Here is a 15,153-nt window from a genome sequence, read left to right on the forward strand (position 1 = left end):
AAGAGTTCCAAAACGTTTCGGAATAATGGACGAGATCAGGCGGCGTACCAGGAAATCGAGCGCACCGACGATGATCGACGTGGCGCAGTCCGCCGGCGTTTCGATCGCCACCGTCTCGGCCTTCGTCAACGGCTCGGCCAACGTCAGCGCCGAGCTCAGGCAGCGCATCGAGACGGCCATCCGCGACATCGGCTACAAGCGCAACGCCATCGCCCGCAGCCTCAAGATGGGCACCACGCACACCATCGGGCTCACTGTCCCGCACATCACTAACCCGTTCTTCACCGAGGTCGTGTCGGTGATCCAGCAGGCCTTCGACCGCGCGGGCTATGCGGTGATGCTGTTCTGCACGGACGAGCATCTGCATAATCAGGACGACCAGATCGGGCTGCTGCTTGACCGCATGGTCGACGGTCTCATCGTGGCGCGGGTCGGCGACGACGCAAAATTCAGGGAGATCATCGGCGGCGCCAGCGTGCCGGTCGTGCTGATCGACCGCCTCTGCCGGGGTGTCGAGACCGACGCCGTCGTGCTCGATAACAGGCAGGCCGTCTTCGAGGCGATCAGCTACATGATCGGTCTCGGCCATCGCCGCATTGGCTACATCTCGGGAGACGTCGACGTCTCCACCATCCGCGAGCGCGGCGAAGGCTATCGCCGGGCGATGGAGGCGGCGGGGCTTGCCGTTTCGGACGAGCTGGTGCGGTTGGGCGATTTCCACGAGGCCGATGGTTACAGGGCCGCCATGCAGCTCCTGATGCTGCCCGACCGGCCGACTGCGATCTTCTCCGCCAACAACCCGATGGTGGTGGGCGCCATGAAGGCCCTCCGCGATCTCGGCCTGACCTGCCCCGATGATATTTCCGTCGCCTGCTTCGACGACTTCGCCTGGGCCGACGTGTTCCAGCCGCAGATGACGACCATCGCCCAGCCGGTCCAGGCAATCGGCGAGCAGGCGGCGCGGCTGATGCTCGATCGCCTGGGCGGCAAGGCGCCGGCCGAGCCGCGGGTCGTCACCCTGCGTGGGCGCCTGATGATCCGAAACTCCTGCGCGCCGGCACGCCGCTGAAGGGGCCGCGACCGCGAGAGAACCTTCAGTGCTTGCGCCAGTGGGCGGCGAGCGCTCCGCCGGTGACCGGGTCGGTATCGGGAAAGCCCAGGCCGGCAATGCGCTCGACCATCGCCTCGCTCGGCGCTTCGCGGAGAAGATCGGGACTTTGGCCGGGCGGATAGGCGCCGACAACGAGAAAACCGCTGCTGGCGTCGAGCCGGCAGTGCCCGGTGCCGGCGGGAAGCAGCGCCACGTCGCCGGCTACCACATCGACTTCCCGGCCGCCGGGTCCGCCCAGCATCAGCCGCGCGCCGCCCCGGGCAAAGCCCAGCACCTCATGCGCCGTCGAGTGATAGTGGTGATAGGCAAAGACGCCGTTGCGCCAGGACGGCGGCCAGCCATTGCGTTCGAACATGGCTTCGAACACGGCCGCTGGATCATTGTCGGAAGCGGCCACGGCGCCGCGGTAGAGCAGCACCGGCAGCCGCGGATTGTTCGGCATCCAGCCGTTGCGGCCGAGTTGCAGGACTTCGGGTTGGATCATGGCAAGCTCATCCTGCGCGCCAAACCGCCAAGGTTCAACTTCGTTCCCTGCGCCGCCGGCTCCATCAGCGCTTCGCCACAAGACAAACCGGCACATCAATTTTCCCCTGCCGGGACTCCAACCGTTGGCGCATACTCTATTTATCGACACGGAGCGGTTGCGGCCGCCCCGCGATTCGCCCGACGACAGCGAGGATCTCAGCATGCGTATCGAACCGGTGTTCCTCTTCGACCTCGACGGGACGCTGGTCGACAGCGTCTATCAGCACGTGCTCGCCTGGAAGGAGGCGCTCGACGCCGAAGGCATCGACCTGTCGGTCTGGCGCATCCATCGCAAGATCGGCATGAGCGGCGGCCTGTTCACCAATCAACTCCTGCGCGAGACCGATCTGGAGATCAACGAGGTGCGCGTCGAGCGGCTGCGGCACAACCACGCCGAGGCCTACCGGCGCTATGCCGGCTCCATCCGTCCGCTGCCGGGTGCACGCGAGCTGCTGTCCTGGCTGACGGAGGAAGGCATTCCCTGGGCCATTGCCACCAGCGGCCGCATGGAGACGGCCGCCGTCAACCTGGCGGCACTCGGCGTCGATCCCGACAAGGTCCCGGTGGTGACCCGCGACCAGGTCCGTTACGCAAAGCCCGATCCGGACCTGTTCACCGCCGCCGCCGAACGGCTCGGCGCGCCGATCGAGACCGCCATGGTGGTGGGCGACAGCATCTGGGACATGCTTGCGGCGACCCGCTGCCGGGCGCTGGGCGTCGGCCTGCTCAGCGGCGGCTATGGTTCCGACGAACTCAGGCAGTCCGGAGCCATCCGCGTCTACGAGGATCCGGCCGACCTGCTCGAGCATATCGACGAGGTCGGCGGACGCCGGTGACGCACGTCCTCAGGAAGAGAGGTTCGGCTGGTCGGGCTGGCTCGTTCTCGTAGACCCCTCACGGAGCGGCAGCCCGGGAATGTCGGCAGCAGGCCGGGCGGAATCTCTTCCACGAGAAAACCGCTGCCAAGCGCAGCTATACGCCGGGATTGGAGGGAAGCGCGAAGCCGTAGCAGTGGCCGGCGTCCTGCGCGCGCGGCGTGCAGATCGGCGGGTTGTGTATCTGCGCTCCGGTGCTGCCCTGGCAGGCCGACAGACCGACGACCGTCAACAGCAAGCCGACGAGAATGAGTGTCGAACGCATCCGAGAATTTCCCCCCGCAAACGCCTGGCAAACGGCGATTCACCTGCTTCTGCGACTATCCATCGCATCGCGGGCATCCGCAAGACTTTATGCGAGCCTTGTCGGGGCCTCCGACCGTGCTGCAAGCCCTCCTTGCAATCCAGGGAAGAACGCGTGATGCCAAATTGTTGATAAGACGCATGTTCCTCCCGTCTAGCTCGAAAGGCCGGCGTTTACCATCACCGCCGAAATGGCGGCGGCGATACAATTTGCCGGTTGTCGAACGGTCCTTCGCGGCTGCACGATTCTCGCCGCAATGTGAAGGAACTATAGGGTCGCGAATCAGTTGATCTCGGGTACAATCACCAGGCGACGAGACGGGTACTTTGCGAGGTTGCCATGGGCGGCAAAGATTCCGATGTCTTCGATCTCTTTTCGGAGATTTACACCCACGCTGCGCGGGAGGAGATGAGCCTCCAGGAATATCTCCTGGCCTGCCGCGAGGACAAGTCGATGTACGCCACGGCGGCGGAGCGGATGGTGGACGCCATCGGCGAGCCGACGCTGATCGACACCAGCTCCGATGAGCGGCTGGGGCGAATCTTCGCCAACCGCACCATCAAGATGTATCCGTCCTTCGCCGAATTCTACGGCATGGAGGATACGATCGAGCGGATCGTCGGCTATTTCCGCTACGCCTCGCAGGGGCTGGAGGAGCGCAAGCAGATCCTCTATCTGCTCGGTCCGGTCGGCGGCGGCAAGTCGTCGCTCGCCGAGCGCCTCAAGAAGCTGATGGAGGCACGGCCGATCTACACGCTGAAGATCGGCAACGAGATCAGCCCGGTTTTCGAATCGCCCCTCGGCCTGTTCCATCCGGAGCGGATGGCCGACCTGCTCGAAGACAAGTACGGCATCGCGCGGCGACGGCTGAACGGCCTGATCTCGCCCTGGGCGGCCAAGCGCCTCGACGAGATCAACGGCGACATCTCGAAATTCAGTGTCGTCAAGCTCATGCCGTCCAGGCTGCGCCAGATCGGCATCGCCAAGACCGAACCCGGCGACGAGAACAACCAGGACGTTTCCGCCCTGGTCGGCAAGGTCGACATCCGCCAGCTCGAGAATTTCAGCCAGTCCGACCCCGACGCCTATTCCTACAGCGGCGGCCTCAACCGCACGACGCAGGGCCTGCTCGAGTTCGTCGAGATGTTCAAGGCGCCGATCAAGGTGCTGCACCCCCTGCTGACGGCGACCCAGGAAGGCAGCTACAACGGCACCGAGAACTTCGGCTCGTTCCCCTATCAGGGCATCGTGCTCGCGCATTCCAACGAGTCGGAATGGTTGCAGTTCAAGAACAACAAGAACAACGAGGCCTTCCTCGACCGCATCCTGGTGGTCAAAGTGCCCTATTGCCTGCGCGTCACCGAGGAGAAATACATCTACGAGAAGCTCTTACGCGAGAGCGAGCTGGCCAGCAGCCCGTGCGCGCCGGAGGTGCTCGACATCCTCAGCCGTTTCACCGTGTCGACCCGCCTCACGCCGCACGAGAACTCGCCGCTCTACACCAAGATGCGGGTCTATGACGGCGAGAACCTGAAGGAGATCGATCCCAAGGCGAAGTCGGTGCAGGAGTATCGCGACGCCGCCGGCGTCGACGAGGGCATGACCGGCATCAGCACGCGCTTTGCCTTTAAGATCCTGTCGCAGACCTTCAACTACGACACCAAGGAGGTCGCCGCCGATCCGGTGCATCTGATGTACATCCTCGAGCAGGCGATCCGGCGCGAGCAGTTCCCGAAGGAGACCGAGCAGACCTATCTCGACTACATCAAGTCGGAGCTTGCCTCCCGCTATGCCGAGTTCATCGGCCACGAGATACAGAAGGCCTATCTGGAATCCTACAGCGAATACGGCCAGAACCTGTTCGACCGTTACATCGCCTATGCCGACGCCTGGGTCGAGGACCAGGACTACAAGGATCCGGACACCGGCCAGATATTCAACCGCGAGGTGTTGGACAGCGAGCTGTCGCAGATCGAGAAGCCGGCCGGCATCGCCAACCCGAAGGACTTCCGCAACGAGGTGGTGAAGTTCACGCTGCGTGCCCGTGCCCGCAACAACGGCCGCAATCCGTCATGGACCAGCTACGAGAAGCTGCGCGAGGTGATCGAGAAGCGCATGTTCGGTCAGGTGGAAGATCTGCTTCCGGTCATCAGCTTCGGCTCCAAGAAGGATAGCGTGACGGAGAAGCAGCATTCCGAGTTCGTGCAGCGCATGGTCGAGCGCGGCTACACCCAGCGTCAGGTGCGGCGGCTGGTGGACTGGTACATGCGGGTAAACAAGGCGGGTTGACGCCCGCCCGGCGTAAGGCGGGCTTCATGCCGAATGTTATCGACCGCCGGCTCAATCCGAAGGACAAGAGCCTCGGCAATCGGCAGCGCTTCCTGCGACGTGCGCGCGAGGAGCTGAAGCGCACCATCCGCGACCAGATCAGGACAGGCAAGATCGCCGACGTCGACGCCGACCACAGCGTTTCCATGCCGGCGAAGGGCACCGGTGAGCCGACCTTCGAGAACGCCCGCGACAGCGGCCGCCGCCACCACATCCTTCCCGGCAACAAGGAGTTCATGCCCGGCGATCGCCTGCCGAAGCCGGGCGGCGGCCAGGGCGGCTCGCCCGGCCCCGGCCTGTCCCAGCGCGAGTTCGAGGACGACTTCCGCTTCGTGCTGTCGCGCGAGGAGGTGCTGGACCTGTTCTTCGAAGATCTCGAACTGCCCGACATGGTCAAGCTCAACCTCAAGGAGGTTCTCGCCTACAAGCCGCGCCGCGCCGGCTTCGCCAGGACCGGCGCGCCGACCAATATCAATGTCGGGCGCACCATGCGCAACAGCCACGGCCGCCGCATCGCGCTGAAGCGGCCGCGCCAGGCCGAACTGGACGCGCTGGCGGCGGAGATCGAGGCACTCGAGGCGAATCCCGTGCCGGGCCAGGCCATGCGGCAACGCATCGCGGAACTGCGCGAAGAGCTCGACAGGCTGACACGGCGGCGCAAGCTGATCGGCTATGTCGATCCCGTCGACATCCGCTTCAACCGCTTCGACCCGCAGCCGATCCCGACCGCCAAGGCCGTCATGTTCTGCCTCATGGACGTCTCGGGCTCGATGGGCGAGCGCGAGAAGGACCTCGCCAAGCGCTTCTTCGTGCTGCTGCATCTGTTCCTCAAGCGCCGCTACGACCGCACCGAGATCGTCTTCATCCGCCATACCCACGAGGCGCATGAGGTGGACGAAGAAACCTTCTTCTACAGCACCCAGAGTGGTGGCACGGTGGTCTCGACCGCGCTGGAGGAGATGCGCCGCATCATCGCCGAGCGTTACCCGCCGCGGGAATGGAACATCTACGCCGCCCAGGCCTCGGACGGCGACAATTTCGCGACCGATTCGGAGCGCTGCATCTCGCTTCTCGAAGGCGAGATCATGAAGCTGTGCCAGTATTTCGCCTATGTGGAGATCATCGACGAGCGCGAGCGCCACATCTTCGGTGCCACCGACAACGGCACATCGCTGTGGCGCGCCTACCGTTCGATCGGCGACAGCTGTCCGAACTTCCAGATGACCCGCATCGCCCGTCCGGCCGATATCTATCCGGTCTTCCGCCAGCTTTTCGCCAAGCAACAGACGCAGAAGGGCGGCTGAATGAACCCGACGCCAAGGCGGGGAGAGAGATCCCGACTGCTGTTTTCCGACTCCGACTGGAGCTTCGAGAAGCTGTCGCGCGCCTATGACGCCATCGAGACCATCGCCCTCGACGATCTCGGCCTCGACGTCTACCCCAACCAGCTCGAGATCATCTCGTCGGAGCAGATGCTCGACGCCTATTCCTCGGTCGGCATGCCGCTGATGTACCGGCACTGGTCCTTCGGCAAGCATTTCCTCTATCACGAGCAGTTGTACCGCAAGGGCCTGCGCGGCCTCGCCTATGAGATCGTCATCAATTCCGACCCTTGCATCGTCTATTTGATGGAAGAAAACACCATGGCGCTGCAAGCGCTGGTGACCGCGCATGCCGCCTTCGGCCACAATCACTTCTTCAAGAACAACTATCTATTCCAGCAATGGACCGATGCCGCGGCGATCCTGAGCTATCTCGATTTCGCCAAGAGCTACATCGTCCGCTGCGAGGAAAAGCACGGGCTCGCCGCCGTCGAGCGCGTCCTCGACGCCGCCCATGCGCTGATGGAGCAAGGCGTGTTCCGCTATCGGCGCCCTCCCCGGCTGTCGTCCGAGAAGGAACGCGAGGGGCTGCGCGAGCGGCTGGAATATGAGGAGCGCACCTTCAACGACCTGTGGCGCACCCTGCCGCGCTCCAAGGGCGACGGGGGCGAGCGCGACGAGGATCGCAGCGTCTCAGAGCGCAAGAAGTCGCTCAACCTGCCCGAGGAAAACCTGCTCTATTTCCTCGAGAAGAACAGCCTCGTGCTGGAGCCCTGGCAGCGCGAGCTGCTGCGCATCGTGCGCGTGATCGCGCAATATTTCTACCCGCAGCGGCAGACGCAGGTGATGAACGAGGGCTGCGCCACCTTCGTCCACTACACCATCATGAACACGCTGTTCGACCAGGGCCGCATCGGCGAAGGCGCGATGCTGGAGATCCTGCGCAACCACTCCAATGTCGTCTTCCAGCCCGGCTTCGACGATCCGCGCTTTTCCGGCATAAATCCCTACGCCCTGGGCTTTTCCATGATGCAGGACATCCAGCGCATCTCGATGGAGCCGACCGCGGAGGACCGCGACTGGTTCCCGGACATCGCCGGCAATGGCGACTGGCGCGAGACGCTGCTGGAGGCCTGGGCCAATCACCGCGACGAATCCTTCATCCGGCAGTATCTGAGTCCGGCACTGATCCGCAAATGGCGGCTTTTCGTGCTGGACGACAGCGCGCAGGAGCAGCATTTCGAAGTCGCCTCGATCCACAACGAGCGCGGCTACGAGAAGGTGCGCAGCGCGCTCGCCAACGGCTACGACATCGGGATGACGCGGCCGGACATCCAGGTGGTGGATGTCGATCTGCTGGGCGACAGGCTGCTGCGGCTGCAGCAGACGGTCAAGAACGGCGTGTTGCTGGAGAAGGAGAGCCGCGAGGCGACCCTGCGGCACATCAAGGAACTGTGGGGCTACGACGTCAGCCTCGCCGGCGTCGATGCCGAAACCGGCGCCATGCTCTACGAGCATTCGACCAAGCAGGCATCGACGTAGCGGCTGCGCCGGGCGCCTGGGCCCCATGGCGGACGTCTTCCCGTAGCCGACACCAGGCCCGGGAAAAAAGCGCGGACCTGCGCTCAGCCGGCCAGCGCGAGCGCCAATGGCTGCCGCGCGAACGATACGATTCGCGCCACCACGCCTGGATCCGAAAGGATTCGACGATGACCGAGCCCCGGCGCCCAATGCAGCGCCACGTGGGAGCCGGCACTTGCATAAGCACGCGCATCGGCTGCCGGCACCTCCCGATCTTCAGGCGCATGGACGACCAGCGCCGGCGCGTTTGCGGCGGCAAGCTGCCGCGATCCGGTGAACGCGTCGAGCCGGCACTGCGCGATCCGTTCGATGCACCCGACCATGGCCTCGCGCGAGCGGCCGCCAAGCCCGACCGACCGGCAAAAATCGTCGAGCAGTTCGGCCATCGAATTCGGAGCGGCGATCAGCACAAGCCGCCCGGCTTGCAGCGGCGGCACGCCGGGGAGCACCCCGGCGACGGCATTGACCGCGACGGCGCCGCCGAAGGAATGCCCGGCGACGACGTCGAACGGACCGAACCATTGGCCCGCCTGGCCCACCGCGGCCACCGCCTTCATCATCGTCAGGCGCCGCCCCGTTGAAGCTCCATGGCCGGGCAGGTCGACCGCATAGACGCGAAATCCCGCCTTGTTCAGGCCCTCGATCACCGCCTGCATGTATTCGGTGCGCGAGCGCCAGCCATGGATCACCAGCGCCCGCCCGATTTCGGTGCCCGGCTGCGGCCGGAACTCGTGCACGACAAAGCAATCCGGCCCGGCCTTGAGCCTGTGATGCCGCGCCGTCTGCATGAAGGCGGCGCCCCGCATGACCGCCTTGCGCTCGCCCTCGGTCTGCCTGCGCGGATGGGGCGTGCGCGCGAACAGCGCAAAGGCGGCCCTGCCGGCTAGGCCGGGCGCCACCGTGTCGCCGAGACGGAAAAGCGTGCGGGTGACCCGAAAACCCAAAGATGCCATAATCCGCATCCATCAATCAGTTCAAGTGTGAACAGATTAGTTCAAGAATGAACAATACGCAAGACCTTCCCTGGGACAATCCGCGCTTCCGCAACTGGGTATCGGTGGCGCGTGCCTGTCATGCCGTGGAGCGGGCGCTGGGAGCGGCGCTGCAGCCGCTCGATCTCAAGCCGGCGCAGCTCGACGTGCTGATGAATCTCCACCGCCATCCCGGAATGTCGCAGCACGAGCTCGCCCGGCGGCTGCTGGTCGGCCGCTCGAACATCACCATGCTGCTGCCGCAGCTCGAAAGCCGTGGACTGCTGCGGCGCGAGGGCGACGAGAAGGACCGCCGTGTGCTGCGGTTGACGCTCACGGAGGCGGGCGAGGCGCTCCTGCAGGAGGCGCTCAAGGTGCACACCGCACTCATAGAGAAGGTGATGGCGGCCTTTTCGCCCAGCGAATGCGACCTCGTCGGCGAGCACATGCGCCGCATCGTCGAAGTGCTGAAGATCGACTGAGCGCCCTACTCCGCCGGCGCCCGCGCAGGGCGCCGGCTGGACGCGCTGCCGCCGATCATCGGCCGCAATATCGGTACGACTGCAATGGCCGCACCGATCGCCAGCACCCACCAGGCCGGCCGCACCGAGAAAGCGAATTGCAGATTGGCGGCGAGCACCCGCAACGGCGGGATACCGGTGGCAAAGCCGTACCAGGCATATTCGAGCGCGGCGGTGGCAAGGGCCGACAGCACCGCGGCCGAGATCAGCACGATCGGCGACGCCAGGCTGAAGCCGCGCCAATGCGCGAGACGGTACCCCATCAGCAGCACGAACAGGCCGCTCATCAGCGTCGCCTCGTAGACGTCGGCCTTGGTCTGCATGAAGAAGTGCAGGGCCGCCAGAATGCCGATCGCGTAAACCACCTTGTGCAGGCGGTTCCATTTGCGCCCGAGCTTCTTGATGGCCGCGTCCGTCGAGGTTGCGCCCAGGATCACCAGCCCCGTCAGTGCCACGAAGCCGATGGTGAGATAGATCCTCAGCGTGATCTCGGAGGCGACGCGGGCAAGGTCGAGATTCTGGTCGATCACATAGAGCCCGAGATGCGCGAGCCCATAAAATAGCGCAGCGACGCCGATCATGCGGCGCACCACGATCAGCTTAGGCCAGTCGGCGATGCGCCTCAGCGGCGTCACGGCGAGCGAGATGAACAGCAGGCGGATCGCCCAGTCGCCGGTCTCGTGGATCGCCTCCGTCACAGGGCGCGGCCCCAGCGCTCCCGCGACCCAAGACCAGGCGAGCAGGACAGCCGGCACGAACAGTCCGGCAAACACCACCGCCTTCAAGGCCGAGAACCGGCCCGCACGGTCGTTCCAGGGCATTTTTGCCGAAGCTGCCATCACGACAGCCTATACGCCGATGGCGGCGGAACTGTTACCGGACGGCTTCATCACGAGTGGGTGAAGCCGTCCGCCGGAGACAAGCCCCCTCACCACATTGTCTTCTTCGCCCGCTCCGGCCATTCGCGGTCGTAGGCGTCGCCGTCGATCCGCGCCGCGCTGGTCCTAGCCAGGATCTTTCCCGGGGTCGGCAGGCTATCGGCATCGACGTGCTTCCGCGGGTTCCACAGATCCGACCGGTGGATCGCCCGCGCACACTGAAAATAGACGGCCTCGATGGTTATCACGACAACCGATCGCGCCGGCTTGCCATCCACCGCAAGGCTGGCGCAAAGCTCCGGATCGACGTCGACCACCGCCCGTCCGTTGACGCGCAGCGTGGTGCCGGAACCGGGAATGAGGAACAGCAGCCCCACCCTGCCGTCGCGCACGATGTTGCGCAGCGAATCGACCCGGTTGTTGCCGTGCCGGTCGGGCATCAGCAGCGTCTTCTCGTCGCGGATGCGCACGAAACCGCTGAGATCGCCGCGCGGGCTGCAGTCGAGCCCTTCCGGGCCGCTGGTTGCCAGCGCCGCGAAAGGCGAGGCCTCGATCAGGGCCGCGTATTCGGGAATGAGCCGGTCGAGCTCCTTCACCAGCGAGGTCTCGCCTGGCCGGCCGTACAGGGTTTCCAGTTGCTCCACGCTTTCGATGATCGGCATGTTCAATCCCGCGAAAGTCCCTTTTCCTCGAGCTCGGCGAGGTAGTCCTGCCAGCGCTCGTCCTTCTCATGTCCCAGCGTGTGCAAGTATTGCCAGGTGAAGATGCCGGTATCGTGAAAATCGTCGAAGGTGATGCGCACAGCGTAGTTGCCGACCGGCTCGACCTTGAGGATGGCGACGTTGCGCTTGCCCGGCACCGTGACGCGCTGCTCGGGCGAATGACCCTGCACCTCGGCAGAGGGCGACAGCACACGCAAAAGCTCGGCAGGCAGCGCGAAGGGCGCATGATTGGGGTAAGTGACCGTCAGCAGCCTGCGGTCCTTGGAAACCCGGAGTTCGGAGGGGGCTGTCATTTTCGGTGTGCTTTCTCCTACGTCTGCCCGACTTCTTATGCCAAGACGCAGACCACTCCCAGCACCCCGGACGAATTTCACGACCAATGCAACGGCAGACATGTCTTGATTGTCGCATGCACTCGTACGACATAGTGGTATATAGCGGTCCATGACCTGGAGGAATGCGAGAGTGATGCAAGCGGACATGATCGACCCGTTCGGCCGCGCCATCACCTATTTGCGCGTGTCGGTCACCGACCGCTGCGACTTCCGCTGCACCTATTGCATGGCGGAGGACATGACCTTCCTGCCGAAGAAGGACCTGCTGTCGCTGGAAGAGCTCGACCGGCTGACCACGGTCTTCATCGAGAAGGGCGTGCGCAAGCTCAGGCTCACCGGCGGAGAGCCGCTGGTGCGCAAGAACATCATGCATCTGGTGCGCCAGATCTCGCGCCATCTCGACAGCGGCGCGCTGGAGGAGCTGACGCTCACCACCAACGGCTCGCAGCTCGCCCGCTTCGCCGCCGAGCTCGCCGATTGCGGCGTCAAACGCATCAACGTCTCGCTCGACACGCTCGATGCGGACAAGTTCCACACGATCACCCGCTGGGGCAATCTCGACCGCGTCATGGCCGGCATCGACGCCGCCCAGGCCGCCGGCCTCCACGTCAAGCTCAACGCGGTGGCGCTGAAGGACTTCAACGACCGCGAAATCCCCGAGCTTTTACGCTTCGCGCATGGGCGCGGCATGGACCTGACCGTCATCGAGACCATGCCGATGGGCGAGATCGACGCCGATCGCACCGACCAGTACCTGCCGCTGTCGCTGCTGCGCGCCGAACTCGAGCGGCAGTTCACGCTGACCGACATCCCCTACAAGACCGGCGGCCCCGCCCGCTATGTCGAGGTCGCCGAGACGGGCGGCCGGCTCGGCTTCATCACGCCGATGACCCACAATTTCTGCGAGAGCTGCAACCGCGTCCGGCTGACCTGCACCGGCACGCTCTATATGTGCCTTGGCCAGGAGGACGCGGCCGACCTGCGCATCCCGCTGCGCGCCTCGGAAGGCAACGAGCGTGTCGCGGCGGCGATCGACGACGCCATCGGCCGCAAGCCGAAGGGTCACGACTTCGTGATCGACCGGCGCACGCGCAAACCCGCCGTTTCCCGCCACATGAGCGTGACCGGCGGCTGAACGCGCATTTCCATCAGAAGTTTTGACTGGACTTCGGTGCCGCTGCGGCGCTAGCGGCATCTTCCAATTTTCAGATCAATGAATCATGCAGACGGATCGCGGCCCGCAACGGGTAGCGACGCCGTATGACACCACGATGAAGCCGCAAAAGAGCAATCTCGCCGAACGGCGCCGGGAGCGCCTCGTCTCGCTGCTGTCGCGCGCCGAGCGGCAGGGTGCGCGCTGGCAGTTCTGGGTCACCTCCGGAGCCATCCTCGGGGTCGCCATCCTGTTCGCGGCGCTGAGCAAATGGGACGCCGCCTTCGGCTATTCCCTCTCGATCCTGGCATTCTTCCTGCTGGTGAACCTGCTCAACTACCTGCTCGTCCGCCGCGGCCTGCAGCCGATCTGGCTGGGGCTCGTGCTCGGGACGCTCAACATCGTGGTGCTGACCGTCGTGGTGGTGGCGCCCAATCCGTTCCACCACGACGCGCTGCCGCAGGCCATGATGCTGCGCGAGGGCGGCTTCAAATATCTGCTGATCTTCGTCTGCCTGGGCGCGCTGACGCTGTCGCCGCGGCTGGCCGCCTGGCTCGGCACGGCGGCAGCGCTCTGCTGGACGGCGGCGATCCTGTGGGTGATCGCGCAGCCGGGCACCATCGTCGCGGCGCGGCCGATGGCCGGGATCAGCGTCGGCGAGCGCCTGCGCCTCCACCTCAATCCGCATTTCGTCGACATCGTCGAACAGGCGACCAACATCGCCGTCATCCTGATCATCGCCGGCATCATCGCCGCGGTGGTGGCGCGCACGCGCGCGCTCGCCGAGGACTACACCCGCGCCGAGCGCGCCCGCTTCAACCTCGCCCGCCATTTCTCGCCCAATGTCGTCGACGCGCTGGCCGCCGCCGACGAGCCATTCGGCCCGGTGCGCCGCCAGGAGGTGGCGGTGCTGTTCGCCGACATCGTCGGCTTCACCAACTACGCCGAGGAACACCCGGCCGAGCAGGTGTTCGAGATGCTGCGCGAGTTCCACCGGCGCATGGAGCAGGTGGTGTTCGACAATGGCGGCACCGTCGACAACTATATCGGCGACTGCATCATGGCGACCTTCGGCATTCCGCGCCCCAGCGACGACGACGCCACCCATGCGCTGCGCTGCGCCCGCGCCATGCGCGACGCGCTCGACCTCTGGAACCACGAGCGGCAGCGCGCCGGCTTCGCGCCGGTCGACGTGCGTATCGGCTGCCAGTATGGACCGGTGGTACTCGGCGCCATCGGCAGCGAGCGCAACCTGTCCTTCGCCGTCATCGGCGACACGTGCAACGTGGCGAGCCGCCTGCAGGTGGCGTGCCGCGAACTGGACGCCTCGATCTGCGTCGGCGATGCGCTGGTGCGGCGCGTCGCGCCGGCCGGCGGCGACAACCCACTCGCCGGCCTCGTGCAGGTCGAGGCGGTCTCGGTGCGCGGCCGCGACGCTTCGGTGGACGTGTGGATCCTGCCCGGCTGAGGCAATCCGCGGCGGCGCCGCCTTGGATCAGCATGTGAGGACGGCATGCACATTGCCGCCCCGGCGCCAGGACGCTAAGCCGCCCTCACCCGCACATTGGAATCCTGCCTCGTGGCCCTGTCCCCCAACCTTGCCGGCGCGCTGTTCATGGTGGTCTCCATGGCCGGCTTCACGCTCAACGACGCGCTCGTCAAATATGTGTCCGAGGGCATGAACGTCGCCCAGATCATGCTCATCCGCGGCGCCTTCGCCACCTTGCTGATCACCTTGTTCGCCTGGCACCAGGGCGCTCTGCGGATGTCCCGCCTGCTCTTTCATCCGCTGGTGCTGCTGCGGTCTTTGTGCGAACTCGGCGCGACCGTCTTCTTCCTGGTCGCCCTCGCTCATCTGCCGATCGGAGACGTCTCGGCGATCCTGCAGGCGCTGCCGCTCGCCGTCACGGTCGGCGCGGCTCTGTTTCTCGGCGAGCCGGTCGGCTGGCGGCGCTGGCTGTCGGTCGCCTGCGGCTTTGTCGGCGTGCTCATCGTCATCCGCCCGGGCTTCGCCGGCTTCAGCGTCTATTCGCTGCTGGTGCTCGCCGCCGTGCTGTGCGCGACCGTCCGCGACTTCACCACCCGCGCCGTGCCAGATCATGTGCCGACGCTGCTCGTCTCGATGATGACGGCGGCGGTCGTCGCTGTCGCGGGCGCCGCGCTGGTGCCATCCTTCGGCGGCTGGAAGCCGGTCGAGACCTGGGAGATCGTCACCCTCGCCGCCGCCGCCGTCCTGCTCTTCGTCGGCTACCAGTTCATCATCCGCTCCATGCGCACCGGCGACATCTCCTTCATCGCGCCGTTCCGATACACATCGCTGCTGTGGGCGATCCTGCTGGGCTTTCTGATGTTCGGCGAGGTTCCCGACCTGCCGATGATCGTCGGCTCCTCCATCATCGTGGCGTCCGGGCTCTACATGCTGTATCGCGAGCGTGTGGTCGGCGCGCGGCTGCCTGCGGCCCGCAGCACCGCGCCGCAGATGGCGCCCGACGGGCTCTGAGCCGTCGCAGCCGCAGGACGCACGCGG

The 15,153-nt window shown here is 65.4% G+C and carries 15 protein-coding genes; 9 read left to right on the plus strand and 6 right to left on the minus strand.

All coding sequences use genetic code 11. The features are described 5' to 3' along the window. The first annotated feature begins 70 nt into the window (after positions 1-70). Entirely contained in the window at positions 71-1,069 is a 999-nt protein-coding gene (locus C7I84_RS05560) for a LacI family DNA-binding transcriptional regulator (RefSeq protein WP_106771284.1), read from the plus strand. 25 nt (positions 1,070-1,094) lie between these two features. On the opposite strand, the gene C7I84_RS05565 is transcribed toward C7I84_RS05560, so the two are convergent. Beyond that, complete coding sequence (locus tag C7I84_RS05565) at positions 1,095-1,595, minus strand: cupin (protein ID WP_106771160.1); 501 nt, start codon at positions 1,593-1,595, stop codon at positions 1,095-1,097. 202 nt (positions 1,596-1,797) lie between these two features. On the opposite strand from C7I84_RS05565, the gene C7I84_RS05570 reads away from it, so the two are divergent. Then, the gene (locus C7I84_RS05570; RefSeq protein WP_106771285.1) at positions 1,798-2,472 is read left to right on the plus strand and encodes an HAD family hydrolase; all 675 of its coding nucleotides are present in this window, start codon (positions 1,798-1,800) and stop codon (positions 2,470-2,472) included. Positions 2,473-2,608: 136 nt separating this feature from the next. Here C7I84_RS05570 and C7I84_RS29920 read toward each other — a convergent pair whose 3' ends face one another. Next, the gene (locus C7I84_RS29920; RefSeq protein WP_165815988.1) at positions 2,609-2,776 is read right to left on the minus strand and encodes a hypothetical protein; all 168 of its coding nucleotides are present in this window, start codon (positions 2,774-2,776) and stop codon (positions 2,609-2,611) included. 378 nt (positions 2,777-3,154) lie between these two features. On the opposite strand from C7I84_RS29920, the gene C7I84_RS05575 reads away from it, so the two are divergent. From C7I84_RS05575 to C7I84_RS05585, 3 genes are read left to right on the plus strand one after another with little or no spacing between them, the layout of a single operon-like run. Next, positions 3,155-5,104, plus strand: a complete 1,950-nt coding sequence (locus tag C7I84_RS05575) for a PrkA family serine protein kinase (protein WP_106771161.1) — start codon at positions 3,155-3,157, stop codon at positions 5,102-5,104. Positions 5,105-5,130: 26 nt separating this feature from the next. Continuing rightward, a complete protein-coding gene (locus tag C7I84_RS05580) occupies positions 5,131-6,447 on the plus strand; it encodes a YeaH/YhbH family protein (protein WP_106771162.1) in 1,317 nt (438 codons plus the stop codon). Then, positions 6,448-8,007, plus strand: coding sequence for a SpoVR family protein (locus C7I84_RS05585; RefSeq protein ID WP_106771163.1), 1,560 nt, complete (start codon positions 6,448-6,450; stop codon positions 8,005-8,007). Between the two features lie 83 nt (positions 8,008-8,090). On the opposite strand, the gene C7I84_RS05590 is transcribed toward C7I84_RS05585, so the two are convergent. After that, positions 8,091-8,999 (minus strand): alpha/beta fold hydrolase, encoded by a 909-nt coding sequence (locus C7I84_RS05590; RefSeq protein WP_106771164.1) that lies wholly within the window; start codon positions 8,997-8,999, stop codon positions 8,091-8,093. A 47-nt stretch (positions 9,000-9,046) separates the two neighbouring features. Here C7I84_RS05590 and C7I84_RS05595 point away from each other — a divergent pair, with 47 nt between their 5' ends. Next, positions 9,047-9,499: a MarR family winged helix-turn-helix transcriptional regulator gene (locus tag C7I84_RS05595; RefSeq protein ID WP_106771165.1), complete on the plus strand. Its 453-nt coding sequence runs from the start codon at positions 9,047-9,049 to the stop codon at positions 9,497-9,499. A gap of 5 nt (positions 9,500-9,504) precedes the next feature. Here C7I84_RS05595 and C7I84_RS05600 read toward each other — a convergent pair whose 3' ends face one another. The 3 genes from C7I84_RS05600 to C7I84_RS05610 form a co-directional block, all read right to left on the minus strand. Further along, positions 9,505-10,377 carry a protein-methionine-sulfoxide reductase heme-binding subunit MsrQ gene (locus tag C7I84_RS05600; RefSeq protein WP_245428321.1) on the minus strand — a complete coding sequence of 291 codons (873 nt, stop codon included), beginning with the start codon at positions 10,375-10,377 and terminating at the stop codon, positions 9,505-9,507. An 89-nt stretch (positions 10,378-10,466) separates the two neighbouring features. Continuing rightward, complete coding sequence (locus C7I84_RS05605; protein ID WP_106771167.1) at positions 10,467-11,078, minus strand: pyridoxamine 5'-phosphate oxidase family protein; 612 nt, start codon at positions 11,076-11,078, stop codon at positions 10,467-10,469. A gap of 2 nt (positions 11,079-11,080) precedes the next feature. Then, positions 11,081-11,431, minus strand: a complete 351-nt coding sequence (locus tag C7I84_RS05610) for a gamma-butyrobetaine hydroxylase family protein (protein WP_106771168.1) — start codon at positions 11,429-11,431, stop codon at positions 11,081-11,083. 175 nt (positions 11,432-11,606) lie between these two features. Here C7I84_RS05610 and moaA point away from each other — a divergent pair, with 175 nt between their 5' ends. The 3 genes from moaA to C7I84_RS05625 all read left to right on the plus strand — a co-directional run bounded on the left by moaA (position 11,607) and on the right by C7I84_RS05625 (position 15,126). Continuing rightward, positions 11,607-12,608: a GTP 3',8-cyclase MoaA gene (moaA, locus tag C7I84_RS05615; RefSeq protein WP_106771169.1), complete on the plus strand. Its 1,002-nt coding sequence runs from the start codon at positions 11,607-11,609 to the stop codon at positions 12,606-12,608. Positions 12,609-12,744: 136 nt separating this feature from the next. Continuing rightward, a complete protein-coding gene (locus tag C7I84_RS05620; RefSeq protein WP_106771170.1) occupies positions 12,745-14,094 on the plus strand; it encodes an adenylate/guanylate cyclase domain-containing protein in 1,350 nt (449 codons plus the stop codon). A 111-nt stretch (positions 14,095-14,205) separates the two neighbouring features. Next, on the plus strand, positions 14,206-15,126 hold the full coding sequence (locus C7I84_RS05625) for a DMT family transporter (protein ID WP_106771171.1): 921 nt from the start codon (positions 14,206-14,208) through the stop codon (positions 15,124-15,126). Positions 15,127-15,153 lie beyond the last annotated feature (27 nt).

This window comes from Kumtagia ephedrae (assembly GCF_003012745.1).
Classification (GTDB): Bacteria; Pseudomonadota; Alphaproteobacteria; order Rhizobiales; family Rhizobiaceae; genus Kumtagia; species Kumtagia ephedrae.